The organism is Burkholderia sp. AcTa6-5, from assembly GCF_017815075.1.
Lineage (GTDB): Bacteria > Pseudomonadota > Gammaproteobacteria > Burkholderiales > Burkholderiaceae > Burkholderia > Burkholderia sola.
Map to the genome: position 1 here is coordinate 158,931 of NZ_JAGIQE010000016.1, position 22,555 is coordinate 181,485.

Genomic DNA, 22,555 nt, shown 5'->3' on the forward strand with positions numbered 1-22,555 from the left:
GCACGGCGGTAGGCACGGCGGGGAAAACACGTACGGCCGACTCGCGGGACGCCCGCACGCGGCACTTCCTGCGAACGCGGCATCTGCATTATTGTTCCGGTAGCATCCACGTTCTTCGCACCCGCTTCCTCGTTTCCCGTTCGCCGCCGATGTCCGCCCCCGATTCGCACGCCCCGCTGTCCCGCCCCGCCGTCGCCAAGTCGTGGCGCGGCCGCCTCGAACTCGGCTTCGAGCGGCACAGTGCGCGCACGACGCTCGCGCACCGGCTGCACGACGGCCCGTTGCGCGTGCAGCGGCCGCTGTACCCGGAAGGCGACGCGGTCTGCCACGCGGTAATCGTGCACCCACCGGGCGGCGTCGCGGGCGGCGACCGGCTCGACATCGACATCGCGCTCGGCGACGGCACGCACGCGGTGCTGACGACGCCCGGCGCGACCAAGTGGTACAAGTCGAACGGGCTCGACGCGACGCAGCGCATCGGCATCGCGGTCGGCGCGCACGCGAAACTCGACTGGCTGCCGCAGAACAACCTGTTCTTCGACGCGGCGCACGCCGCACTCGACTTCACGGTGACGCTCGGCGCAGGCGCGAGCGCAATCGGCTGGGACGCGACGCAACTGGGCCGGCAGGCGGCCGGCGAAACCTGGTCGGCGGGACGCATCGTGTCGACATCGGCGCTCGTCGATGCCGACGGCCGGCCGCTGTGGACCGAGCGCGCGCTGCTCGATGCGCACGACCCGCTGCGCGGCGCGCTGCAGGGTCTTGCCGGCTTTCCCGCATACGGCACGCTGTGGGCCGCCGGCGCCGCGTGCGACGCCGCGCTCGCCGAATCGCTCGCCGCGCGGATGCCGTTCGATGCGACGCTGCGCGCGGGCGCGACCTGCGTGACACCCGGCGTCGTGCTGGTCCGCGCGCTGTCGACGTCGATGGAAGCGCTGCAGCGCCACTTCACCGACTGCTGGCTGCAGTTGCGACCGATCGTGCACGGCGTCGACGCGCGGCCGCTGCGTCTCTGGCAAACCTGATCGCGCACGCGTCACGCACCGTTTCGGCGCAACGCCACCCCACACCGCGCACCCTGTACATGCATCGCGCACCACGAATGCGCACGACAGCACGCCGGATGCACATGGCACGCACCTTGCTGCTTACATAGTCGATACACGACGCACGCCAAACAGCGCGGTGCTACGATGATCCGCCCCCTGCCCGGTTGCGCGCGCACCGATAAAAATTACGTTTTCCTGAACGTCTGCCTTCATGAAACTGACTCCCCGCGAGAAGGACAAGCTGCTGATCTTCACGGCGGCGCTGCTGGCCGAGCGCCGTCGCGCACGCGGCCTGAAGCTCAACTATCCGGAGGCGGTGGCCTTCATCACTGCGGCGCTGATGGAAGCCGCGCGCGACGGCAAGACCGTGGCCGAGGTAATGCATTACGGCACGACGCTGCTCACGCGCGACGACGTGATGGACGGCGTGCCCGAAATGATTCCCGACATCCAGGTCGAGGCGACCTTCCCCGACGGCACGAAGCTCGTGACCGTCCACCACCCGATTCCGTGAGGCCCCGCATGATCCCCGGCGAAATCCTCACCGACGACGGCGAACACGAACTGAACGCGGGCCGCGCAACGCTGACGCTCGTCGTCGCGAACACCGGCGACCGCCCGGTGCAGGTCGGCTCGCACTACCACTTCTTCGAAGTCAACGACGCGCTGTCGTTCGATCGCGTGGCCGCGCGCGGCTTTCGCCTGAACATTGCGGCCGGCACCGCCGTGCGCTTCGAGCCGGGCCAGACGCGCACCGTCGAGCTGGTCGCACTCGCGGGCGATCGCGCCGTCTACGGTTTTCAGGGCAAGGTGATGGGGCCGCTGTAAGCCGCCCCGCTCTTCAGGAACAGCAACATGACACTACGCTTGAGCCGCCGCGCGTACGCGGAAATGTTCGGGCCGACGACGGGCGACCGCGTGCGGCTCGCGGATACCGAACTGCTGATCGAGATCGAACGCGACTTCACCACGTACGGCGAGGAAGTGAAATTCGGCGGCGGGAAAGTGATCCGCGACGGGATGGGCCAGTCGCAGCGCGTGGCCGCCGACGTGCCCGATACCGTCATCACGAACGCGGTGATCCTCGATCACTGGGGCATCGTGAAGGCCGACATCGCGATCAAGCACGGCCGCATCGCCGCGATCGGCAAGGCCGGCAACCCCGACATCCAGCCGGGCGTGACGATCCCGATCGGCGCCGCGACCGAAGTGATCGCCGGCGAAGGGCTGATCGTGACGGCGGGCGGCATCGACACGCACATCCACTTCATCAGCCCGCAGCAGATCGACGAGGCGCTGGCCTCGGGCGTCACGACGATGCTCGGCGGCGGCACGGGGCCGGCCACCGGCACCAACGCGACGACCTGCACGCCGGGCCCGTGGCACATGGAGCGGATGCTGCAGGCGGCCGACGGCTGGCCGATCAATCTCGGCTTCCTCGGCAAGGGCAATGCGAGCCTGCCGCAGCCGCTCGTCGAGCAGATCGCGGCCGGCGCGATCGGCCTGAAGCTGCACGAGGACTGGGGCACGACGCCCGCCGCGATCGACAACTGCCTGTCGGTCGCCGACGACACCGACACGCAGGTCGCGATCCACACCGACACGCTGAACGAGGCCGGCTTCGTCGAATCGACGGTCGCCGCGTTCAAGGGCCGTACGATCCACACGTACCACACCGAAGGCGCGGGCGGCGGCCATGCGCCCGACATCCTGAAGGTGTGCGGCGAGATGAACGTGCTGCCGTCGTCGACCAATCCGACGCGCCCGTACACGATCAACACGCTCGACGAGCATCTCGACATGCTGATGGTGTGCCATCACCTCGATCCGTCGATCGCCGAGGATCTCGCGTTCGCCGAATCGCGCATTCGCCGCGAGACGATCGCGGCCGAGGACATCCTGCACGATCTCGGCGCGCTGTCGATGCTGTCGTCCGATTCGCAGGCGATGGGCCGCGTCGGCGAAGTGATCATCCGCACGTGGCAGACCGCACACAAGATGAAAGTGCAGCGCGGGGCGCTGCCGGAGGACACCGCGCGCAACGATAACTTCCGCGCGAAGCGCTACGTCGCGAAGTACACGATCAACCCGGCGCTCACGCACGGGATCGCGCATGAAGTCGGCTCGATCGAGCCCGGCAAGTGGGCCGACCTCGTGCTGTGGGAGCCCGCGTTCTTCGGGATCAAGCCGTCGATGATCCTGAAGGGCGGGATGATCGCGCTCGCGCAGATGGGCGACCCGAACGCGTCGATCCCGACGCCGCAGCCGGTCCACTACCGCGAGATGTTCGCGACGCGCGGCGGCGCGCTCGCGCGCACGTCGCTGACCTTCGTGTCGCAGATGGCGGCCGATGCGGGCATCGCGGAGCGCTACGGCCTCGCGAAGCGGATCGTGCCGGTGCGCAACTGCCGCAACGTGACGAAGGCCGACATGATCCACAACGCATGGCGTCCGTCGATCAGCGTCGACCCGGAAACCTACGACGTGATCGCCGACGGCCAGTTGCTCACCTGCGAACCGGCGACGGTGCTGCCGATGGCGCAGCGCTATTTCCTGTTCTGATCCGGAATCCTCAGTGTCATGCGCACCCTCGACAAACGCATTGCCCCGAACGTGAAACTCGCCGCGTCGCTTGTCGCGCGCGCGCCGACGCTCACGCTCGCCTATGACGCCCGCTGCAAGAGCCGCCTCGCGGCGACGCTCGACACCGGCGAGGACGTCGCGGTCCTGCTGCCGCGCGGCACCGTGCTGCGCGACGGCGACGTGCTCGTCGCCGACGACGGCGCGCTCGTGCGTATCGCCGCGGCATCCGAAACGGTGCTGCTCGTGCGCGCCGCCGATCCGCTCACGCTGATGCGCGCCGCCTACCATCTCGGCAACCGCCATACGCCGGTCGAGATCGGCGACGGCTACCTGAAGCTCGAAGCCGATCCGGTGCTCGCGGACATGCTGCGCCGGCTCGGCACGCAGGTCGAAGAGGCGCGCGCGCCGTTCCAGCCGGAAGCCGGCGCGTACGGCGGCGGCCACAAGCACGGGCACGACGCGACGTTCGCCGAGGACTATGCGCTGGCGCAGCAGGTGTTCGGCGAACACCATGGACATTCGCATTCGCACGATCACGATCACGATCACGATCACGGCCATCAGCATGGTCCCGGCTGCACGCACGGCCACCACGGTCATGACCACCACTGAACTCGTCGCGCTGCTGCACCTCGCGTCGCCCGCACTACCGATCGGCGCGTACAGCTATTCGCAGGGCCTTGAAGCCGCGCTCGACGCGAACCTGATCCGCGACGCCGATTCCGCGCGCGACTGGATCGCGAGCGGCCTGACCGACGTGCTCGCGCACGGCGAATTGCCGTTCCTCGCGCACCAGCTCGCCCGCTGGCAGGCGCACGACACGCACGCGCTCGCCGCCGAGAACGCGTGGTTCGTCGCGAGCCGCGAATCGGCCGAACTGCGCCGCGAAACCGAACAGATGGGCTGGTCGCTCGCGCAACTGTGCGCGTCGCTCGAATGGGGCGACGCCGCACGCCGCGCGACGCTCGCGTCGCTGTCGCCGATCGCGCTGCCGACCGCGTTCGCGTACGCGGCCGCCGCACACGACGCCAGTGCCGACGCGACGCTCGCCGCGTATGCATTCGGCTGGGTCGAGAACCAGACGTCCGCCGCGCTGAAAGCCGTGCCGCTCGGGCAGCTCGCCGGACAACGCATCATCGTCGCGCTGCGCGGCGCGATCGACGCCGCTGTGCGCCGTGCGCTCGCGACGCCGCCCGACGCCGTCAACACGTTCGCGCCGCAGCTTGGCATCCTGTCCGCGCGGCACGAAACCCAGTATTCGCGGTTGTTCCGCTCCTGAACCTCTTCGCCCGACCATGAACGCACCTGCTCCCTCCTCCGCCCGCCGCACGAAGAAACTGCCGCCGCTGCGCGTCGGCATCGGCGGCCCCGTCGGCTCCGGCAAGACCACGCTGCTCGAAATGCTGTGCAAGGCGATGCGCGACAAGTACGACCTCGTCGCGATCACGAACGACATCTATACGAAGGAAGACCAGCGGCTGCTGACGGTCGCGGGCGCGCTGCCCGAGGAACGCATCATGGGCGTCGAGACGGGCGGCTGCCCGCACACGGCGATCCGCGAGGATGCATCGATCAACCTCGAAGCCGTCGACCGGATGCTGTCGCGCTTCCCAGATGCCGACATCGTGTTCATCGAGTCCGGCGGCGACAATCTCGCGGCGACCTTCAGCCCCGAGCTGTCGGACCTGACGATCTACGTGATCGACGTGGCCGGCGGCGAGAAGATTCCGCGCAAGGGCGGCCCCGGCATCACGAAGTCCGACCTGCTCGTGATCAACAAGACCGACCTCGCGCCGCTGGTCGGCGCGAATCTCGACGTGATGGCGTCCGACACGCGGAAGATGCGCGGCGAGCGGCCTTACGTGATGACGAACCTGAAGGCGCTCGACGGCGTCGCGGACGTGATCGCGTTCATCGAGAAGAAGGGTTTGCTGACGGTGTGAGCGGCATGGCGGCGGCTCACGTCGCCGCCATGCGTGCGCGGGCGGCCTTGCGCCGCCCTTCGTCTATTCGTCTTCGGAAGAGGCGTCCTGCCCACCCGGCAGCGCACGCGCACCGGCTTCGCCGGCCGGCAGCAACGCGGCGAGCACGTCGACCGTGCGCGCGGTCGCGCCACGGTGACGCGACGCGAACGCCGCGCCGGCCGCGCCCATCGCGATGCGCCGCGCCTTGTCGGCGAACAGCGCGTCGAGCACGTGCGCGAGATCGAGCGGATCCGCGACCTGCATCGCCGCACCGGCCGCGACCGCATCGGCGGTCGCCTGCGTGAAGTTGAACACGTGCGGCCCGATCAGCACCGGCACGCCGACCGCACACGCCTCGATCAGGTTCTGCCCGCCGAGCGGCAACAGGCTGCCGCCGATGAACGCGATGTCGGCCGCCGCGTAGTACGCGCCGAGCTCGCCCATCGAATCGCCGAGCAGCACCGTCACGTCGCCGGCCAACGGTTCGGCGGCCGGCCGGCCGGCCGCGAGCGCGGCCGCATCGGCCGCCCAGGCGGAGCGCCGCACGCACTTGAGCCCGCTGCGCGCGACGAGCGCCTCGACTTCGGCGAAACGCTGCGGATGACGCGGCACGAGCACCAGCAACGCGCCGGGCGTGCGCATTTCCGCGAACGCCTGCAGCACCAGCGCTTCTTCATTCTCGCGCGTGCTGGCGGCGACCCACACCGGCCGCGCGCCGATCGCGTCGCGCCATGCATGGCCGCGCGCCGCGAGTTCCGGCGGCGTCGTCATGTCGAATTTCAGGTTGCCGAGCACGGTCACGTTGCGGGCGCCGAGCGACGTCAGCCGTTCCGCATCGGCCGGGCTCTGCGCGAGCACGCGCGAGAAGCCGCCGAACACGTCGCGCGTCGCCGTGCCGAACTTCGCCGCGCGCCGGAACGAACGCGCGGACATCCGCGCATTGGTCAGCACGAGCGGCACGTCCGCGCGGCGGCACTCGTCGATCAGCGTCGGCCACACCTCGGTTTCCATCACGAGGCCGAGCGTCGGCCGCCATGCGCGCAGGAAGCGCCGCACCGCGCCCGGCATGTCGTACGGCAGATAACAGCGCAGCACGCGATCGCCGAAGATCTGTTCGCCCGTCGCCCGGCCGCTCGGCGTCATGTGCGTGAGCAGGATGCGCGCATCGGGGCGCGCGTGCATCAGCGCATCGATCAGCGGCTGCGCGGCGCGCGTCTCGCCGACCGACACCGCATGCACCCAGATCAGCGGCGCGCGATCGTCCGGCGAACGGCCCGCGACGTGGCCGAAGCGCTCGCCGATATGCTCGCGATAGCCGCGCTCCTTGCGCGAACGCACATAGAGCCGGATCACGGCGGCCGGCGCGACGAGCCACCACAGCGCGCGATAGATCGCCCTCAGCATGCGGCCGCCCTCGAGTGACGTCGAAGCAGGTGCGCGCTCAAACCAGCGCCCTGCCCGTCAGGCGTTCGAGAATGCCGAGCGGCGCGCACTCGCGGCGCACCATCGCATCGACCGGCAGGAAGAAGGTCTGCTCGAGCATGAACTGGCCGGACATCACAGCGTGCGAAGTCTGATCGGAGAAACATATCCACACGCTGCCCGGCGGAAACGGCATCGTTTGCTGTGGACACGTCTTCTGGTAATCGAGGTCGGCCTTCATCCCGTCGTGCAGGTTCAGCATCAGGTGGTCGTATGCGCTGCGCGGCGACTTCGTCACGTGCAGCAGGTTCAGCAACCACGCCGAGCCCGGGAACTGCGGCCGGATCTTCGGCAGGAAGCGCTTCGCGACGTCCTCGAACGGCTCGCCGACGCGCCACACGCGCGGCGCGCCGGCCGGGTTCACGTTCGTGAACACGCGCAGGATCCGCTCGCCGTAGTTCGGCCGCGACGGGAATGCGTCGACGTGCAGGCGGCTGTCGTCCTTGCGCCACGACGTCTGGCGCGTTTCGACCTGCATCAGCCGCAGGCTCGTCGGCGCGACGCGCAGCTTGCCGCGATATTCGGGAAAGAGGCCGTCGACGAGCGTGCCGGCCTGCTGCTGGAAGCGCGCGACGAGCGCGCGCACGGCCGACTGCGTGACGCTGTCGCCGAGCACGCCGGCGAGCGCGCCGCCGTTCGGCGCGAGGCTGATGTTCTTGCGTTTCGGATCGGCGAGCGCCGGATCGAGCAGCGCTTCCTCGCCGCCTTCGATCGCGAAGCGCAGGTGCGGGAAATACAGCACCTTGCCTTCCTCGACCGCGGCGAGCAACTGCTCGCGCGGCGCCGACAGGTTGTGTCCGCTCCAGTCGGCGGACGGGACTTCGATGATCTGGGATTCGCTCATGATCGGTTCGCGTGTGGACAGCGTTACAGGAGACCGAAGCCCGCGAGCGTCGACTTCACCTGCGCGATCGACGGGGGCTGCCCCGCCGTGCCGAGATTGACGACGTTCGGCGACCAGTAGCCGCCGGTCCGCCAGGCCGTCGCGAAATTGTACAGTTCGACCGTCGGACGCTTCAGCGCGGCCGCGATGTGAACCAGACCTGTATCAACCCCGACCGTCGCGGCCGCGCCGTCGATCAGCCCGACCACGGCCGGCAGCGACAGCTTCGGCGGCACGATCGCCGCCGCGCCGAATTCCTTCGCGAGCCGCTCGCTGGTCGCGCGTTCCGCGTCGTTGCCCCACGGCAGCACGAGCGACGCGCCGCGCCGCACGAGCGCCTGGCCGAGCTCGATCCATGCGGCGTCCGGCCACTGCTTGTCGGCGCGCGACGTCGCGTGGACGAACACGACGTACGGCACCGGCAGGTTCAGGCCGAGCGCGGCCACCGCGAGCGCCGCCGCCCGCGTGTCGAGGCCGAACTCGACCGGATCGGCCGGGGTCGGCGCCGGGTCGTCCAGCGCGGCCGCGACGAGCTGACGCGAGCGCTCGACCACGTGCGTGCGCGGCGCGATCGGCACGCGCTTGCGGTAGAAGAAGCGCACCGGCCATTCGTAGCCGGCGCCGTCGGTCCGGTTGCCGAGCCCGACGAGCGGGCCGCGCGCCCAGCTCGCGACCCACGCCGTCTTGATGAGGCCCTGGCAGTCGATCACGAGGTCGTACTGCTCGGCGGCGAGGCGCCGGCGAAACGCGCGGATCTCGCGCCACGTCGCGCCCGAGAACGGCTTCTTGCGCCAGCGGCGCAGCGAGAACGGCAGCACGTTGCGCACGCCGTCGACGAGCCGCACGAGGTCGACGAAGCTTTCCTCGACGAGCCAGTCGATCTGCGCATCGGGATGGCGGCGCCGGATATCGGCGATCACCGGCATGTTGTGCACGACGTCGCCCAGCGACGACACGCGCACGATCAGGATCTTTTGCACGCTGAAAAAACGCCGGCTGACAGCCGGCGACAGACATAAAGGGGGGATTTTATCCCGGCCGAAGGGCCGGACAGACAAAAAGCGGCCGCGCGCCTGGGGCGCGCGCCGCTTTTCGGGACCAGCACGGCCGAGGAACGGGCCGTCGCATGAGAGGCGGCCCGCTGGCCGCCAACGCTCAGAACGGCAGTTTGACGTCCGGCTTCGCGGCCGTCAGCACGCGGCGGAAGTCGTCCTGGATACGCTTGAGCCCTTCCTGCGTCTCGGCTTCGAAGCGCATCACGACGACCGGCGTCGTGTTCGACGAACGCGCGAGGCCGAAGCCGTCCGGGTACTCGACACGCAGGCCGTCGATCGTCACGACTTCGTCGGCGCCGTCGAACTTCGCCTCTTTCTGCAACTGCTCGATCAGGCGGAAATTCTCGCCTTCGTCGAGCCAGAGCTGCAGTTCGGGCGTGCTCATCGCGTCCGGCAGGCTGTTGAGCAACGCGCTCGGATCGGCCGTCTTCGCGAGAATCTCGAGCAGGCGCGCGCCGGTGTACAGGCCGTCGTCGAAGCCGTACCAGCGATCCTTGAAGAACACGTGGCCGCTCATTTCGCCGGCGAGCGGCGCACCCGTCTCGCGCAGCTTCGCCTTCACGAGCGAGTGCCCCGTCTTCCACATCAGCGGCTCGCCGCCCTTCGACTTCACCCACTGCGCGAGGTGGCGCGTGCACTTCACGTCGTAGATGATCTGGGCGCCCGGGTTGCGCGACAGCACTTCTTCCGCGAACAGCATCAGCTGGCGGTCCGGATAGATGATCTGGCCGTCCTTCGTGACGACGCCCAGACGGTCGCCGTCGCCGTCGAACGCGAAGCCGAGCTCCGCATCGGTGTCCTTCAGCGCCTGGATCACGTCCTGCAGGTTTTCCGGGTGGGCGGGATCGGGGTGGTGGTTCGGGAACGTGCCGTCGATGTCGGTGAAGCGCTCGACGAGCTCGCAGCCGAGCGCCTTGAACAGGCGCGTCGCGAGCGGGCCGGCGACGCCGTTGCCGGCGTCGACCACGAGCTTCAGCGGCCGCGCGAGCTTCACGTCGCCGACGATGCGCGCGATGTATTGATCGGCGACGTCGATTTCCTCATAGGTGCCGCTGCCCGTCTCGAAGCGCTCGTCGACGATGCGGCGATACAGCGCCTGGATCTGCTCGCCGTAGATCGCGGCGCCGCGCAGCACCATCTTGAAGCCGTTGTAGTCGGGCGGATTGTGGCTGCCCGTGACGACGATACACGAATCGACGCGGCGCTCGCCGCCCTTCAGCGCGAGCGGCACGTTCGCCGCGAAATAGCCGACCGGCGTCGGCACCATGCCGACGTCCACGACGTCGACCCCGGCCGCACGCAGGCCGTCGGCCAGCGCGCCGACGAGTTCCGGCCCGGACAGGCGGCCGTCGCGCGCGACGACGACCGCATCGCCGCCCTGCGCACGCACTTCGCTGCCGAATGCGCGGCCGATCCCGCGCGCCGTGTCGACGTCGAGCGTCTTGCCGACCACGCCACGGATGTCATATGCCTTGAAGATGGATTGGGAGATCATCGATTCTCTTCTCTCTCAGTTGCGTGCATGGAAAATTGTCTGGCTTGGCTGGCCGCCTCTCGCCGGTGCCGCGCATGATACAGGCGGCCCCGCAAAACAAGGAACGGGAACGGCTGGAGCGGTCGCGATCCCACTTATAATCGCGGGTTTTGATGACGCGCATACCGCCCATTTTAATGCCTAGCCGTCCCGCCGCCGCCCACCCGCCGCTTCCGGCCGCCCCCCGCGCGCGCCGCCGCTGCCGCGCATGCTGAAGCGCTTCGGCAACCCGGATGTCGCGAAAGCCGTCGCGAACCTCGTCTGGCTGGGGCTCGAACGGCTCACGCAGATCGGCGTCGCGATCGCGATCAGCGGCCTGCTGGCCCGTTATTTCGGGCCAGATGTGTTCGGCAAATGGCAGTATGCGAATACGCTTCTCCTGGTACTGGCGCCGCTCACCTGGGTGTGCGGCGCGGAAATCCTCGTCCCGACCATCGTCCAGCGCCCGCCCGCCCAGCTCGGCGCGGTGCTCGGCAGCGCGTTCGTGCTGCGCATCGCCGTGTCGGTCGCCGCGCTCGCCGCGACCTGGATCGCGATCGCCGCGGGCGCCTTCGACCCGCTGGTCGGCGCGATGCTCGCGGGCCTCGCGGTCACGATGGTGTTTCGCGAGCCGTTCGTCGGCGTGATCAACGCGTGGCTGCAGAGCATGACCTACAGCAAGCCGCAGCTCGTCACCAGCATGGTCACCGCGCTCGCGAAGGCGCTGCTCGTCTGGCTGCTGGTGCGCGCGGCCGCCGGCCCCGCCCGCTTCGCGTGGCTGTGGGCGCTGGAAGCCGCCGCGATCGGCCTCGCGCTGCTGCTGTACTACCGCCATCGTAACGGCGGCACGCTCGGCTGGACGTTCGACACACCGCTGTTCCGGCACTTTGCAACGGCCGGCACCGTGTTCTGGCTCGGCCTCATCTGCATGTACCTGTTCCTGAAACTCGACCGCCTGATGCTCGAGCGCCACGTGTCGTTCGCCGATCTCGGCCGCTATTCGGCCGCGCAGCAGCTCAACGAGAACTGGATCACGCTCGCGCTGATGCTCGCGCAAACCATCGCGCCCGCGTTCGTCTACCGCGTGCAGGACGTCGCGCGGCTGCGCCGCAACATCGTCCGGCTGATCGCGATGACCGCCGGCCTGATGACGGCCGGCGCGCTTGTGCTCGACGCGGCCGCCCCGCTGATCGTCGGCAAGGTGTTCGGCCGCGGCTACGAGGCATCGGTCGACATCTTCCGCTGGGCCGTCTGGTTGTCCGTGCCGGCCGGCATCGAGGCGATAGGCAATCTTATCGTTCTCAAATATCAAGCAAAATTCGTGTTGCTCACAAAATGGCTGCTCGCGCTGGCGATCGCCGCGCTCGTCAACCTGTTCGCGATCCCGCGGCTCGGCCTGTACGGCGCGCTCGTCGGACTGGCGGCCGGCTACCTGGCTGCTGCCGCCGTCAACTTTTATTACATCCGTTTCAAGCTGCGAACATGACGTCCCCTGATTGCCCGCCCCTGCTCGACGACGTGGCCGTGCTGATGCCGGCCTACAACGGGCACGACGACGTCGTCCGGACCCTCGCGTCGTTTCGCGAGGATGCGCGCGTGCACGTGCTGATCGTTGACGACGGCAGCACGCCGCCGATCGTCGCGCCCGACCTGCCGGGCCTGTCGATCGACGTGCTGCGCATGCCGCAAAACGGCGGCATCGAGCGCGCACTGGCGGCCGGCATCGACGCGCTCGCCGCACGCGGCTTTCGTTATGCGGCCCGCATCGACGCGGGCGATCTCGCCGCGCCGCAGCGCTTGGCGAAAGAGCGCGCCTATCTCGGCGCCCACCCGCGCGTGGCCTGCGTCGGCATGTGGACGCAGGTCGTGTCGCGCGCCGGCGAGCCACGCTTCATGCTGACGCCGCCCGCCGACCCGCGCACGCTGCGCCGCACGCGCTTCGTGCGCTCGCCGCTCGTGCATCCGTCGGTCATGTTGCGCATCGACGCCGTGCGCGAAGTCGGCAACTATCGGGCGAAGTACCGCGCGGCCGAGGATCTCGATCTTTTTTTACGGTTAATGCAACGCTACGATTGCGCGAACCTGCCGGAACTCGGCCTGTATTACGAGCTTAACGAGGGCGGGATCAGCGCGACCAAACGCCGACGCCAGCTGGTGTCGACGCTCACGCTGCTGCTGCGCCACTTCAACGTGCTGAACCCGTACGACTGGGCCGGCCTCGCCAAGAACCTGCTGCATTTCGTGACGCCGTACCGTACGCTGCAGCGCATCAAGCAGACGCTGTTCGCCGCGCGGCCGTCCGCCTGACGCGCATCCGGCCCGCCCGGCAATTACGACGCTTTATTTTTTCTTTTTTTCATGTCCACCACGTCCCCGCTGCGCATCGCGCTCGTCTGCAACACGGCCTGGGCGATCCATACGTATCGCCACGGGCTGATCCGTGCGCTCGTCGCGCGCGGCGCCGAGGTCGTCGTGATCGCGCCGCACGACCGCACGGTGCCGCTGCTCGAGCAGATGGGCTGCCGTTACGTCGCGCTTGCCGTCGCGTCGAAAGGCACGAGCCCGCGCGAGGATCTCGGCACGCTCGCCGCGCTCGCGCGCCACTACCGCGCGCTGCGGCCCGATCTCGTGTTCCACTACACGATCAAGCCGAACATCTACGGCTCGGTGGCCGCGTGGCTCGCGCGCGTGCCGTCGATCGCGGTGACGACGGGCCTCGGCTACGTGTTCATCCAGAAGAGCCGCGCGGCGAGCGTCGCGAAGCGCCTGTACCGGTTCGCGTTCCGCTTCCCGCGCGAGGTGTGGTTCCTCAATCGCGACGATCTCGCGACCTTCACCGACGAGCGCTTGCTCGCGCATCCCGAGCGCGCGCGGCTGCTGCACGGCGAAGGCGTCGATCTCGAACAGTTCTCGCCCGTGCCGCTGCCGGGCGGCGACGCGCCCGTCTTCATCCTGATCGGCCGGCTGCTGTGGGACAAGGGCGTACGCGAATACGTGGAAGCCGCGCGTCTCGTGCGCGAACGCTTTCCGAACGCGCGCTTCCAGCTGCTCGGGCCGCTCGGCGTCGACAATCCGAGCGCGATCGGTCGCGCGGACGTCGACGCATGGGTCGACGAAGGCATCGTCGAGTATCTCGGCGAAGCGCACGACGTGCGCCCGCACATCGCGGCGGCCGATTGCGTCGTGCTGCCGTCGTACCGAGAGGGCGTGCCGCGCACGTTGATGGAAGCATCGGCGATGGGCCGCCCGATCGTCGCGACCGACGTGCCGGGTTGCCGCGACGTCGTCGCCGACGGCGAAACGGGCTTCCTGTGTCGCGTGCGGGACAGCGCGAGCCTCGCGGAGCAAATGAATCGCATGATCGCGCTCGGGCCGCAAGGCCGGGCGACGATGGGCGCAAGCGGCCGGCACAAGGTCGCGGCGGAATTCGACGAACAGCAGGTCGTCGAACGCTACCGGGAGACCATCCATTCGTTGACGGGATTCACACTCTGAAGGAGCGCATCAGCATGACCGCTAAAGGCACCATCCTCGTTACCGGCGGCGCGGGCTATATCGGCTCGCACACGGCCGTCGAGCTGCTCGACAACGGCTACGACGTCGTGATCGTCGACAACCTCGTGAACAGCAAGGCCGAATCCGTGCGCCGCATCGAGCGGATCACGGGCAAGACGCCCGCGTTCCACCAGGTCGACGTGTGCGACGAAGCCGCGCTCGCGAAGGTATTCGACGCGCACCCGATCACCGGCACGATTCACTTCGCGGCGCTCAAGGCCGTCGGCGAATCGGTCGCGAAGCCGCTCGAGTACTACCAGAACAACATCGGCGGCCTGCTCGCCGTGCTCAAGGTCATGCGCGAGCGCAACGTCAGGCAGTTCGTGTTCAGCTCGTCCGCGACCGTGTACGGCGTGCCCGAACGCTCGCCGATCGACGAATCGTTCCCGCTGTCCGCGACGAACCCGTACGGACAGTCGAAGCTGATCGCCGAGCAGATCCTGCGCGATCTCGAAGTCTCGGACCCGTCGTGGCGGATCGCGACGCTGCGCTACTTCAACCCGGTCGGCGCACACGCGAGCGGGCTGATCGGCGAGGATCCGGCCGGCATCCCGAACAACCTGATGCCGTACGTCGCGCAGGTCGCGGTCGGCAAGCTGGACAAGCTCCGTGTATTCGGTTCGGATTACCCGACGCCGGACGGCACCGGCGTGCGCGACTACATCCACGTCGTCGATCTCGCGAAGGGGCACATCGCCGCGCTCGACGCACTGGCGAAGCGCGACGCGAGCTTCGTCGTGAACCTCGGCACCGGGCAGGGCTACAGCGTGCTGGAAGTCGTGCGTGCGTTCGAGAACGCGTCGGGCCGCCCGGTGCCGTACGAACTCGTCGCGCGCCGCCCGGGCGACATCGCCGAGTGCTATGCGAACCCGCAGGCCGCGGCCGACATCATCGGCTGGCGCGCGACGCTCGGCATCGAGGAAATGTGTGCCGACCACTGGCGATGGCAGGAGGGGAACCCGCGCGGTTTTGTATAATCCGCTGTCCATTTTTCGAGCGATCCCATGCTCAGCTTCGCGTCCGGCTTCATCGTCTCCTTGCTCGTCACGCTGTTCATCGTGCGCTACGCGCACCTTCACGAGAAATTCTCGATCGACAGCGACCTGGCCGGCGTGCAGAAATTCCACGTGCGGCCCGTGCCGCGCGTCGGGGGCATCGGGATCCTCGCCGGGGTCGTCGTGGCCGCGCTGCTCGTGTCGCGGCGCTATCCGACGATCGCCGGCAGCATTCTCGGGATCGTCGCATGCGGGATGCCGGCGTTCCTGTCGGGCCTCGTCGAAGACCTGACCAAGCGCGTGTCGCCGCGCGCACGGCTGCTCTGCACGATGGGCGCGGCCGCGCTGGCGTTCTGGCTGCTGGGCATCGCGGTCAAGCGCATCAGCGTGCCGCCGCTCGATTTCCTGCTCGGCTACGTGGCCATCTCGGCATTCATCACCGTGCTCGCGGTCGCGGCGCTCGCGAACGCGATCAACATCATCGACGGGTTCAACGGGCTCGCGTCGATGGTCAGCTTCATGATGTTCGCGTCGCTCGCGTATGTCGCGTTCCATGTGAACGACCCGGTCGTGATGTCCGCGTCGATCATCATGATGGGCGCGGTGCTCGGCTTCTTCCTGTGGAATTTCCCGGCGGGGCTGATCTTTCTTGGCGACGGCGGCGCGTATTTCATCGGGTTCATGCTTGCCGAGCTTGCGATCATGCTGGTGATGCGCAATCGCGAAGTGTCCGCTTGGTATCCGGTGCTGTTGTTCATGTATCCGATCTTCGAGACCTGCTTCTCGATCTACCGGAAGAAGTTCATCCGCGGGATGTCACCGGGGATTCCGGATGGCGTGCATCTGCATATGCTCGTGTACAAGCGGCTGATGCGGTGGGCCGTCGGGACGAAGCACGCGCATGATCTGACGCGGCGGAATTCGCTCACGTCACCTTATCTGTGGTTGCTGTGCCTCGTCGCGGTGATACCGGCGACGCTGTTCTGGCGGCATACCGTGCATCTGTTCGTTTTTGTCGTGGTGTTCGCGCTGACGTATGTGTGGCTTTATCTCAGCATCGTCAGGTTCAGGGCGCCGCGGTGGATGGTGGTGAGGAAGCAACGGGACAGTCACTGAGCGACGCCGTCATGCCGGCGCGTCCAGCGGATGCGTGTCTTCGAGCGGAACGATCTGAAGTACGCCTATCGCACCGCTCAACCGTTCGGTCGAACCCATCGGTTTGCGTACCTCGCTGGCACGAACCAATGCGGGATTCACCCGAATCTCCGGATGATGATTCGCCAGTGCGGCCATCGTCTCCAGAACCGGCTGTTCGCCGGCTCATTGCCAACCTTCCGTTCCTATTGGGACAATTGCCCCCCAAACACCAACACGCGTTTGTGTCCAGGATTGCTAGAGCGGATCACAAGTGGCGTCACCTGTGCAAATGGCTACGTGCCCACGCGGACACGTAGCGTCAGGGTGCAGCGATCGCTAGGCAAGGACGCCGCTAACGGCTCGCATACGGGGAAATTGTCGATGAGTTGCACTGTCCAATATCATAGCAACGCGCAGGGCGAGGCAATGGTTGCGCGGCGGGCCCAGGTGACATGCTTCCGGTCATGCGACTCCATACTGGCGTATTGGAGTACATCACCAAATTGCCATCGGCCTGCAACGCAAGATATGCATTGGGATTTCCAGCCGTGTGTGTGGCCCAGAGCGCTACGCCGCTGCTGTTGTAGATCACCAGATTGCCATCCGGTTGCAGGATTGCGCGAACGGCCCCTCTTCCATATGTGCCTGAATTCCAAACAGCGTTTGCGCGATTCTTGTACAAGACAAGGTTGCCGTCCGCTTGGAAGACCAAGCAGAATGCGCCGACGGCATAGCATTGGCCCACGGTCAGTTGAGTTCCCGGACCAAAAATGACCGCGTTTTCGCCTGTGGCAGATGCAAGGTCCGAGGTCTGGCTATGCCAAATCGGTCGAGGCCAGTAGGCGACAACATTCCCATCATCTTGTACGGCAAGAAAAGTGCCGGGGTTGTTCGTCTGGGTGGACCAGACAGCTTTGTTCGCTGCGGTGTACAGCGCAAGATTTCCATCGGCTTGCATTACGGCGCGAGTGGCTCCCGTTCCTTGCGTCCCAGTCGCCCAAAGCGCCTGCCCCCCCGTCGATGGGTAGAGCACGAGATTGCCATCACCCTGCATAACCAAGCAGACCTTGCCAGATGGCGAGCATGCTGATTGGTTAATACTCAAAACCCCACTCTGAGACGCGCCTGCATCCCTTGCGACCAATACCGCCATTCTTGCGTCAAGAATTCCTGGGCCCTGGGGGTTATGAGGTTGCACGGCGAACGGTCTGGCTGTGCTTCTGAATATGTTCTTGACTTCGTTGACCGTGAGGCGCCTGGGAGCCGCTACCGACTGCATCAGTGCCACCACGCCTGCCACGTGAGGGGTTGCCATGGAAGTCCCATCCATCGTCGCGTAGCTATCGGTTGCGGAAGCATCTCTTCCACTTTTCCACGTTGAATAGACGTTCTGTCCGGGTGCAGAAATGTCGATCCGATTGCCCCAGTTAGAGAACGATGCAACAGCGCCATCTGATTTATGCGCTGCAACAGTGATCACATCGTTGCAGTTTGCCGGCGTTTGGCTCATCGCGTCTGCTCCGGCATTCCCTGCGGCAACAACTGCAATGGTGCCGCGGCTGAGCGCGCTATCGATAGCATCCTGCATGGTACGGGAGCAAACGCCCACGCCCCCAAGACTCAAATTCAAGACTTGAGCGGGAAGCTGATTGGCTGGTGCGCCAGGAACGACGCCACCAGAAGCCCAAATAACACCAGTAGCCGTATCTGAAAGATAGCCGTAGCCGCATGTAGGCAAAACTTTCACCGGTACAATTTTGGCGCCCCACGCTGTTCCGGCCACACCCGCCCCGTTATTCGTCGAGGCAGCCAGTGTTCCTGCGACATGGGTACCATGCCAATTTGGCTGGCAGCTTTCCGTCGTGACTCCGCGATCCCGCCCATCACCGCTGAAGCGCCCCCGGCTGATTTCGGTACCGGCCAGGATATTGCCATCAAGGTCTCCATGAAAGGCAATGCCAGTATCGAGCTCAGCTATTGTGATGCCAGCACCGTTGGCGATATCCCAGGCTTCTTCCGCATTGATTCCTCCTGCTGATCTTTGCGAGCCCCAGTAACCAAATTGCCTGGAGTACCCAGGGTCGTTGGGGGCCATTTGCGGGAAGATTCGTACATCCGGCTCGATATATTCCACCTCCGGGTCAGTATGAATCTGCTGCATATATGACTTTGCCTGCTCACGAGTCAGCTTGCGATCGGTGACGATCACATCAGCACCCGTTGCCAGGCGGAGGGAGTGGCGTGCATGCATTCGCATCGAACGCGTGCGTTCGTTCACGCGTGCATCGACGCTGGCTGCATCGCGACGCAGTCGCGAGTCTTCCTTGTATTTGACGATGAAGCGGTCAGTCTCGGCAGTTTCCGGCAGCGCCTGGAGATTGAATTGGTCGTATTGCCCTCCACTATTGACTGGCTGTTTGTTTGCAACGATAGCCGCCTGTCGTTCTGCCACTGCCGACGTGGTTTCATCATCCGAGCCACCGCAAGCGGCCAATGTCATCGACAGTAACAGGACAGCGGTCGCACCTGCTCTTGATTGCAATTTTTGTCGTTGATTTTCTATTACTGTAAAGATTCGACGTCTCAATTTCTTCCCTCGCTTTATTTATAAAACCAGACCAAGGATCGACTTGCTGCTGCCCGCACGATTTCATGGTTCGAACAGGCCGGGAACTGTATCCTCCGCCCGCGTCTCAAGGCAGGGTGGGACATCACAGAACACCGGTTCGGCAAGCGAAATGTCGAGTTGGTGACGCGACGACAAGCTGAATGAGCGCATGGAAGATGTTGCTATAACGGATCGAATATTCAAAGCACGAAAGCGCACAATTCTCCACGCTAAGCAGTGGTCCGTTAAATTAATAAAAATAATCGAGATTAAATCTCGAAATTTTTACAGCATGAATTCGAGAAATGGCCATAGATTAAGGCATGTCCATATCGAGAGAGTGAGCCCACTTCGTTATTCAGCAATTTCTTTTTTCTCGATCTTGACCAAGCACATGTCACCGCGCGGCGCTGCTTGCTGTGCACGACGGGCGCGGCTGCGCTGGCATTCTGGCTGCTGGGCATCGCGATCAAGCGCATCGGCGTGTCGCCGCTCGACTTCCCGCCCGGCTGCGTCGCCATTTCCATGTTCATCACGGTGCTCGCCATCGCGGTGCTCGCGAACGGACCAACCTCATCGACGGCTTCGATTGGTCCGAAAATTCCAGAGCCGGTCAATCCCACGCGGCGGATTTCGATCCCCCTCCCTCACCTTGTCTTTGGCTGTCGTGCCTCGACACGGTGATTCCAGCGACGCGGTTCTGGTGGTATACCGTGCATCTGCTCGTTTTTGTGGTGCTGTTCGCGCTGGCGTGTGTGGCGTTATCTCAGCATCGTCAGGTTCAGAGTGCCGCGGTGGATGATGGCGAGGAATGAGAGGCGGGAATCTTGAAGGTGGCGGCGGCCAGCGTGATGGTGCCGGCCTCCACCGACCGAAGAATGTTAGCTTCCTGCGGTATTGGTGCTCCAGTGCGGTACCTGCGCATAGATCACGACGTTACCATCGTCTTGAACGTAAGTCGCTGCCCCCGGATGTCCGCCCGTGCCGGAATTCCACAGCGCAACGCCAGCCGGACTGTAGACGACCAGATTGCCGTCGGTTTGCATCGTCGCATATGCCCCGGGATGATTGAACGTCCCTGAATTCCATTGCGGAACCCCCTGGCGAAGCAGCACCAGATTGCCATCACCCTGCATGACCAGCACATTCGCGCCATTGCCCGAAGTGAAATTCTGGCCGCTCACGAGGGTGGTGCCGCCATTCCAGACAGCAGGGCCGCCAGGGGAGTTTGGATAGCCCGTCGTAGCGGTCGCGGTGTAAAACAAAGGCACATGTGCCTCGTAGATCACCATGTTGCCGTCATCTTGTACGGCGAGATGTTGATCATAAGGCGTGCCGGTGGTCGACGAAAACCACAGCGCCTTGCCGCCCGCCCCATAGACAACGAAGTTCCCGTCAAGCTGGAAAGCGGCATAAGCCCCCGGATTTCCCGACGTTCCGGAATTCCATATCGCAGCACCGTTACCCACGTTGTAAAGCACGAGGTTACCGTCATATTGCATGACGAGTTTATGGCTTCTGGAGGCCGAATACACGACTTGGCCCGGGCTCAGCGTCGTTCCTTCGTTGAGATTGCCGCCATAGATCGGCGTCGTTGGAACGCAGATCGCGGAATGCAATACGCTGACGTTCGGCGTGCCCCAACCGGTCACGAAATCCCATCCCGGACCCGCGCTGTATGCACCGTTCGAACCGCTGGAGATATCGCGGAAAATGGACGGGGTCGTCGCTTGAAAGCCATATAGCGCCGGCGGTGCGAATCCCGGATTCGCCGAGCAACTGCCGGAGAGGATGCGCGCCCACGTCGCGGCAAACAAGGGCGCGGCCAGACTCGTCCCACCCCATTGCTGGATTTGGCCTCCTACGATGATCAGCGCACCACTATTGGGATCAGCATCAAACGCAATGTCTGGCGTGCCGCGATTGGCCCGCCCATTGAGCTGAGGTACGTTCGATTGCCACGACGGAATGGGTTCCACGACGCTGATGCCGCCACCGCCCGAGCTCCACGCCGTCTCGCCGGCATAGCTTCCGTCCGCATTCGTGTACAGAGTCGTGCCGCCCAAGGCGGCAACGTACGGCGAACTGGCGGGATATTCCACCGAGGTTCCCGAGCAACCGTACGCAACGCTGCCTGAATCGCCGGTGCTCACCGAGAATGTCTGCCCTTGCGCGACGGCGAGTTTGAGCATCTGATCGATCGACGCTGTCGGTGCGAAATTCTCGCATCCGCCAATCGACATGTTGATGACCCGAGCAGTATTGTCCGACACCGCCCGATTGATGGCGCTGGCCATGTCGCTCCATGCGAAGGATGATGCAACATAGAAATTGAGTTGCCGCACGCCACCGGACATACCGACAATGCTCTGGCTATCGAGCGACCATTCCGAGTTCGCGCTCGTATCAGAACTTGGCGTTCCTGCATTGATTACCGAAACGGGTACAGCGGGCAATCGGTTGTTATTTGTGAACGTAGTCAGATCAGCAAGAGGCTGCGAGAGATTTCCTTCGGCGATGATACCGACGGTGATGTCGCCGCCCGTCGGAGTGTTGCCCACGGCGTAGATGGCGGGAAAGGCCGTAGGGTTATGCCCCGCGGTTACTGCCGCGGTTGTCGGCGAGTCGCTCGCATTCGGACCGCTTGACGAGACAGAAGCCCGGATACCGTGTGTGCGCAAGCGGGTGGCCGTATCCAAACCTAAAACGGACCGAACGATGCCGCTGATGGCATCGGGCACCGTCTCGGCGGTAGTGTTGATATGCGTTTGACTTCCATCCGCCATTGCGACCGATACCAGTGTCGTCCGGAACGCGCCGGCGACCACATTGGCTGGCGCATCGGCTTCGACAAGCATGTTGTTGCCGGCCACCTTGATATTCGTGAAACCACTATTTTGCAAATAGGCTTTCACGGTGGAGACCTGCCCGGTAGTAGGCGCGTATCTTGCAGCAACTTGCGCCGAGCTCAGGACCGCCCCGAAGCTGGCGTTACCCGGCGTCCTTGCTCTCCGCAAAAAATCATCGAGCTCGGCTTCGTTGTTCAGCTTCAGAACCAACGCGACATGGATGGGCGCCGTAGCGCTCAAAGGCGCCGAGCTCACAATATTTCCGGAGGCCCGCAGTGTCGATAACTTGTAAGCCTGCGCGGTAGCCGCCGCTGAATTATCGCCATCCCCGCAACCACCTAGTGCTAACGCCGCAAGCACCCCGATCAACGATCGGGCAATGTGTCCGGTTTTCATTGAATTGGTCTCGATTTATTGATTATTTATTTGATTTCTTACATTTTCCCTTCCGCCACAACAGCGTGTCGACGATAGCGACTTTTCTTTGACGCCGATATGTTCGACACATGAAGAAAGGAAGCAAGAGCGAACAAATGCACCGCAGTCAATCGAGTTCAGCCCCGTCGTTAAACATACGCAGGAGCGAACCAATAGTCAATCAACTCGACGGAGTTTCACCGAGGTTTAAGAATTGTTAAATATCGAGATGGGGTGACGACGATATTCGCACGTTAATTTCACAAACAGAATGAAATCACGAAAAACCAACCAACATTGGAACTTGCAAGAAATTTAATATGTTTGGAAAACTGCTTGCCAAGCTTGCGACACGCACTTGCTTGGGTAATCCCCCCGCAGAACCGGTGGGATCAGAAGTAGAATTTTCTCGTTGAGGGAGTTCTACAGAATGAAGAAGTCGAGATTCACGGACAGCCAGATCAT

The 22,555-nt window shown here is 64.9% G+C and carries 20 protein-coding genes and 1 pseudogene; 13 read left to right on the forward strand and 8 right to left on the reverse strand.

Annotated features, from left to right (window positions below):
- Positions 1 to 149: 149 nt before the first annotated feature.
- From J8I33_RS21930 to ureG, 7 genes are all read left to right on the forward strand, one after another.
- The gene (locus J8I33_RS21930) at positions 150 to 1,025 is read left to right on the forward strand and encodes an urease accessory protein UreD (protein ID WP_209939067.1); all 876 of its coding nucleotides are present in this window, start codon (positions 150 to 152) and stop codon (positions 1,023 to 1,025) included.
- 235 nt (positions 1,026 to 1,260) lie between these two features.
- Positions 1,261 to 1,563 carry an urease subunit gamma gene (gene ureA, locus J8I33_RS21935; protein WP_006406310.1) on the forward strand — a complete coding sequence of 101 codons (303 nt, stop codon included), beginning with the start codon at positions 1,261 to 1,263 and terminating at the stop codon, positions 1,561 to 1,563.
- An 8-nt stretch (positions 1,564 to 1,571) separates the two neighbouring features.
- Positions 1,572 to 1,877 carry an urease subunit beta gene (locus J8I33_RS21940; protein ID WP_124638652.1) on the forward strand — a complete coding sequence of 102 codons (306 nt, stop codon included), beginning with the start codon at positions 1,572 to 1,574 and terminating at the stop codon, positions 1,875 to 1,877.
- A 27-nt stretch (positions 1,878 to 1,904) separates the two neighbouring features.
- A complete protein-coding gene (gene ureC / locus J8I33_RS21945; RefSeq protein ID WP_209939068.1) occupies positions 1,905 to 3,611 on the forward strand; it encodes an urease subunit alpha in 1,707 nt (568 codons plus the stop codon).
- An 18-nt stretch (positions 3,612 to 3,629) separates the two neighbouring features.
- Complete coding sequence (ureE, locus tag J8I33_RS21950; RefSeq protein WP_124593956.1) at positions 3,630 to 4,244, forward strand: urease accessory protein UreE; 615 nt, start codon at positions 3,630 to 3,632, stop codon at positions 4,242 to 4,244.
- Positions 4,231 to 4,911 (forward strand): urease accessory UreF family protein, encoded by a 681-nt coding sequence (locus J8I33_RS21955; protein WP_209926546.1) that lies wholly within the window; start codon positions 4,231 to 4,233, stop codon positions 4,909 to 4,911. The genes ureE and J8I33_RS21955 overlap by 14 nt, the downstream gene beginning before the upstream one ends.
- A 16-nt stretch (positions 4,912 to 4,927) precedes the next feature.
- Positions 4,928 to 5,575, forward strand: coding sequence for an urease accessory protein UreG (gene ureG / locus J8I33_RS21960; protein WP_050011650.1), 648 nt, complete (start codon positions 4,928 to 4,930; stop codon positions 5,573 to 5,575).
- A gap of 63 nt (positions 5,576 to 5,638) precedes the next feature.
- Here ureG and waaA read toward each other — a convergent pair whose 3' ends face one another.
- The 4 genes from waaA to J8I33_RS21980 form a co-directional block, all read right to left on the reverse strand.
- Positions 5,639 to 7,000 (reverse strand): lipid IV(A) 3-deoxy-D-manno-octulosonic acid transferase, encoded by a 1,362-nt coding sequence (gene waaA, locus J8I33_RS21965; protein ID WP_089488218.1) that lies wholly within the window; start codon positions 6,998 to 7,000, stop codon positions 5,639 to 5,641.
- Positions 7,001 to 7,037: 37 nt separating this feature from the next.
- Positions 7,038 to 7,922 (reverse strand): Kdo hydroxylase family protein, encoded by an 885-nt coding sequence (locus J8I33_RS21970; RefSeq protein WP_006485119.1) that lies wholly within the window; start codon positions 7,920 to 7,922, stop codon positions 7,038 to 7,040.
- Between the two features lie 23 nt (positions 7,923 to 7,945).
- Positions 7,946 to 8,989, reverse strand: a complete 1,044-nt coding sequence (gene waaC / locus J8I33_RS21975; RefSeq protein WP_306427004.1) for a lipopolysaccharide heptosyltransferase I — start codon at positions 8,987 to 8,989, stop codon at positions 7,946 to 7,948.
- A gap of 127 nt (positions 8,990 to 9,116) precedes the next feature.
- Positions 9,117 to 10,511, reverse strand: a complete 1,395-nt coding sequence (locus J8I33_RS21980; RefSeq protein ID WP_089488217.1) for a phosphomannomutase/phosphoglucomutase — start codon at positions 10,509 to 10,511, stop codon at positions 9,117 to 9,119.
- Positions 10,512 to 10,758: 247 nt separating this feature from the next.
- Here J8I33_RS21980 and J8I33_RS21985 point away from each other — a divergent pair, with 247 nt between their 5' ends.
- The 5 genes from J8I33_RS21985 to J8I33_RS22005 are packed head-to-tail and all read left to right on the forward strand — an operon-like array spanning position 10,759 to position 16,195.
- Positions 10,759 to 12,015 carry an oligosaccharide flippase family protein gene (locus J8I33_RS21985; protein ID WP_209939069.1) on the forward strand — a complete coding sequence of 419 codons (1,257 nt, stop codon included), beginning with the start codon at positions 10,759 to 10,761 and terminating at the stop codon, positions 12,013 to 12,015.
- Positions 12,012 to 12,836, forward strand: a complete 825-nt coding sequence (locus tag J8I33_RS21990; RefSeq protein ID WP_209939070.1) for a glycosyltransferase — start codon at positions 12,012 to 12,014, stop codon at positions 12,834 to 12,836. The genes J8I33_RS21985 and J8I33_RS21990 overlap by 4 nt, the downstream gene beginning before the upstream one ends.
- A 51-nt stretch (positions 12,837 to 12,887) precedes the next feature.
- On the forward strand, positions 12,888 to 14,024 hold the full coding sequence (locus tag J8I33_RS21995) for a glycosyltransferase family 4 protein (RefSeq protein ID WP_209939071.1): 1,137 nt from the start codon (positions 12,888 to 12,890) through the stop codon (positions 14,022 to 14,024).
- Positions 14,025 to 14,038: 14 nt separating this feature from the next.
- Positions 14,039 to 15,061 carry a UDP-glucose 4-epimerase GalE gene (gene galE / locus J8I33_RS22000; RefSeq protein ID WP_209939072.1) on the forward strand — a complete coding sequence of 341 codons (1,023 nt, stop codon included), beginning with the start codon at positions 14,039 to 14,041 and terminating at the stop codon, positions 15,059 to 15,061.
- 27 nt (positions 15,062 to 15,088) lie between these two features.
- Positions 15,089 to 16,195, forward strand: a complete 1,107-nt coding sequence (locus tag J8I33_RS22005) for a glycosyltransferase (protein ID WP_124593951.1) — start codon at positions 15,089 to 15,091, stop codon at positions 16,193 to 16,195.
- A gap of 9 nt (positions 16,196 to 16,204) precedes the next feature.
- On the opposite strand, the gene J8I33_RS22010 is transcribed toward J8I33_RS22005, so the two are convergent.
- Both J8I33_RS22010 and J8I33_RS22015 read right to left on the reverse strand, forming a co-directional pair.
- Positions 16,205 to 16,372: a hypothetical protein gene (locus tag J8I33_RS22010; RefSeq protein ID WP_185641117.1), complete on the reverse strand. Its 168-nt coding sequence runs from the start codon at positions 16,370 to 16,372 to the stop codon at positions 16,205 to 16,207.
- Positions 16,373 to 16,568: 196 nt separating this feature from the next.
- Complete coding sequence (locus J8I33_RS22015; protein WP_209939073.1) at positions 16,569 to 18,803, reverse strand: S8 family serine peptidase; 2,235 nt, start codon at positions 18,801 to 18,803, stop codon at positions 16,569 to 16,571.
- A gap of 399 nt (positions 18,804 to 19,202) precedes the next feature.
- Here J8I33_RS22015 and J8I33_RS34555 point away from each other — a divergent pair.
- Positions 19,203 to 19,655: pseudogene (locus J8I33_RS34555) on the forward strand (hypothetical protein); the annotation flags it as partial.
- Between the two features lie 50 nt (positions 19,656 to 19,705).
- Here the strand turns inward: J8I33_RS34555 and J8I33_RS22025 are convergent.
- Both J8I33_RS22025 and J8I33_RS22030 read right to left on the reverse strand, forming a co-directional pair.
- Positions 19,706 to 22,069, reverse strand: a complete 2,364-nt coding sequence (locus J8I33_RS22025) for a protease pro-enzyme activation domain-containing protein (RefSeq protein ID WP_209939074.1) — start codon at positions 22,067 to 22,069, stop codon at positions 19,706 to 19,708.
- Positions 22,070 to 22,367: 298 nt separating this feature from the next.
- Positions 22,368 to 22,555, reverse strand: a 188-nt coding sequence (locus J8I33_RS22030; protein ID WP_209939075.1) for a hypothetical protein, incomplete at its 5' end; no start/stop codon positions are given.

Bases quoted from the DNA above. Each gene is read 5' to 3' on its own strand.
- J8I33_RS21930 (WP_209939067.1), top strand. From the start codon at position 150: ATGTCCGCCCCCGATTCGCACGCCCCGCTGTCCCGCCCCGCCGTCGCC.
- ureA (WP_006406310.1), top strand. From the start codon at position 1,261: ATGAAACTGACTCCCCGCGAGAAGGACAAGCTGCTGATCTTCACGGCG.
- J8I33_RS21940 (WP_124638652.1), top strand. From the start codon at position 1,572: ATGATCCCCGGCGAAATCCTCACCGACGACGGCGAACACGAACTGAAC.
- ureC (WP_209939068.1), top strand. From the start codon at position 1,905: ATGACACTACGCTTGAGCCGCCGCGCGTACGCGGAAATGTTCGGGCCG.
- ureE (WP_124593956.1), top strand. From the start codon at position 3,630: ATGCGCACCCTCGACAAACGCATTGCCCCGAACGTGAAACTCGCCGCG.
- J8I33_RS21955 (WP_209926546.1), top strand. From the start codon at position 4,231: ATGACCACCACTGAACTCGTCGCGCTGCTGCACCTCGCGTCGCCCGCA.
- ureG (WP_050011650.1), top strand. From the start codon at position 4,928: ATGAACGCACCTGCTCCCTCCTCCGCCCGCCGCACGAAGAAACTGCCG.
- waaA (WP_089488218.1), bottom strand. From the start codon at position 7,000: ATGCTGAGGGCGATCTATCGCGCGCTGTGGTGGCTCGTCGCGCCGGCC.
- J8I33_RS21970 (WP_006485119.1), bottom strand. From the start codon at position 7,922: ATGAGCGAATCCCAGATCATCGAAGTCCCGTCCGCCGACTGGAGCGGA.
- J8I33_RS21980 (WP_089488217.1), bottom strand. From the start codon at position 10,511: ATGATCTCCCAATCCATCTTCAAGGCATATGACATCCGTGGCGTGGTC.
- J8I33_RS21985 (WP_209939069.1), top strand. From the start codon at position 10,759: ATGCTGAAGCGCTTCGGCAACCCGGATGTCGCGAAAGCCGTCGCGAAC.
- J8I33_RS21990 (WP_209939070.1), top strand. From the start codon at position 12,012: ATGACGTCCCCTGATTGCCCGCCCCTGCTCGACGACGTGGCCGTGCTG.
- J8I33_RS21995 (WP_209939071.1), top strand. From the start codon at position 12,888: ATGTCCACCACGTCCCCGCTGCGCATCGCGCTCGTCTGCAACACGGCC.
- galE (WP_209939072.1), top strand. From the start codon at position 14,039: ATGACCGCTAAAGGCACCATCCTCGTTACCGGCGGCGCGGGCTATATC.
- J8I33_RS22005 (WP_124593951.1), top strand. From the start codon at position 15,089: ATGCTCAGCTTCGCGTCCGGCTTCATCGTCTCCTTGCTCGTCACGCTG.
- J8I33_RS22010 (WP_185641117.1), bottom strand. From the start codon at position 16,372: ATGGCCGCACTGGCGAATCATCATCCGGAGATTCGGGTGAATCCCGCA.
- J8I33_RS22025 (WP_209939074.1), bottom strand. From the start codon at position 22,069: ATGAAAACCGGACACATTGCCCGATCGTTGATCGGGGTGCTTGCGGCG.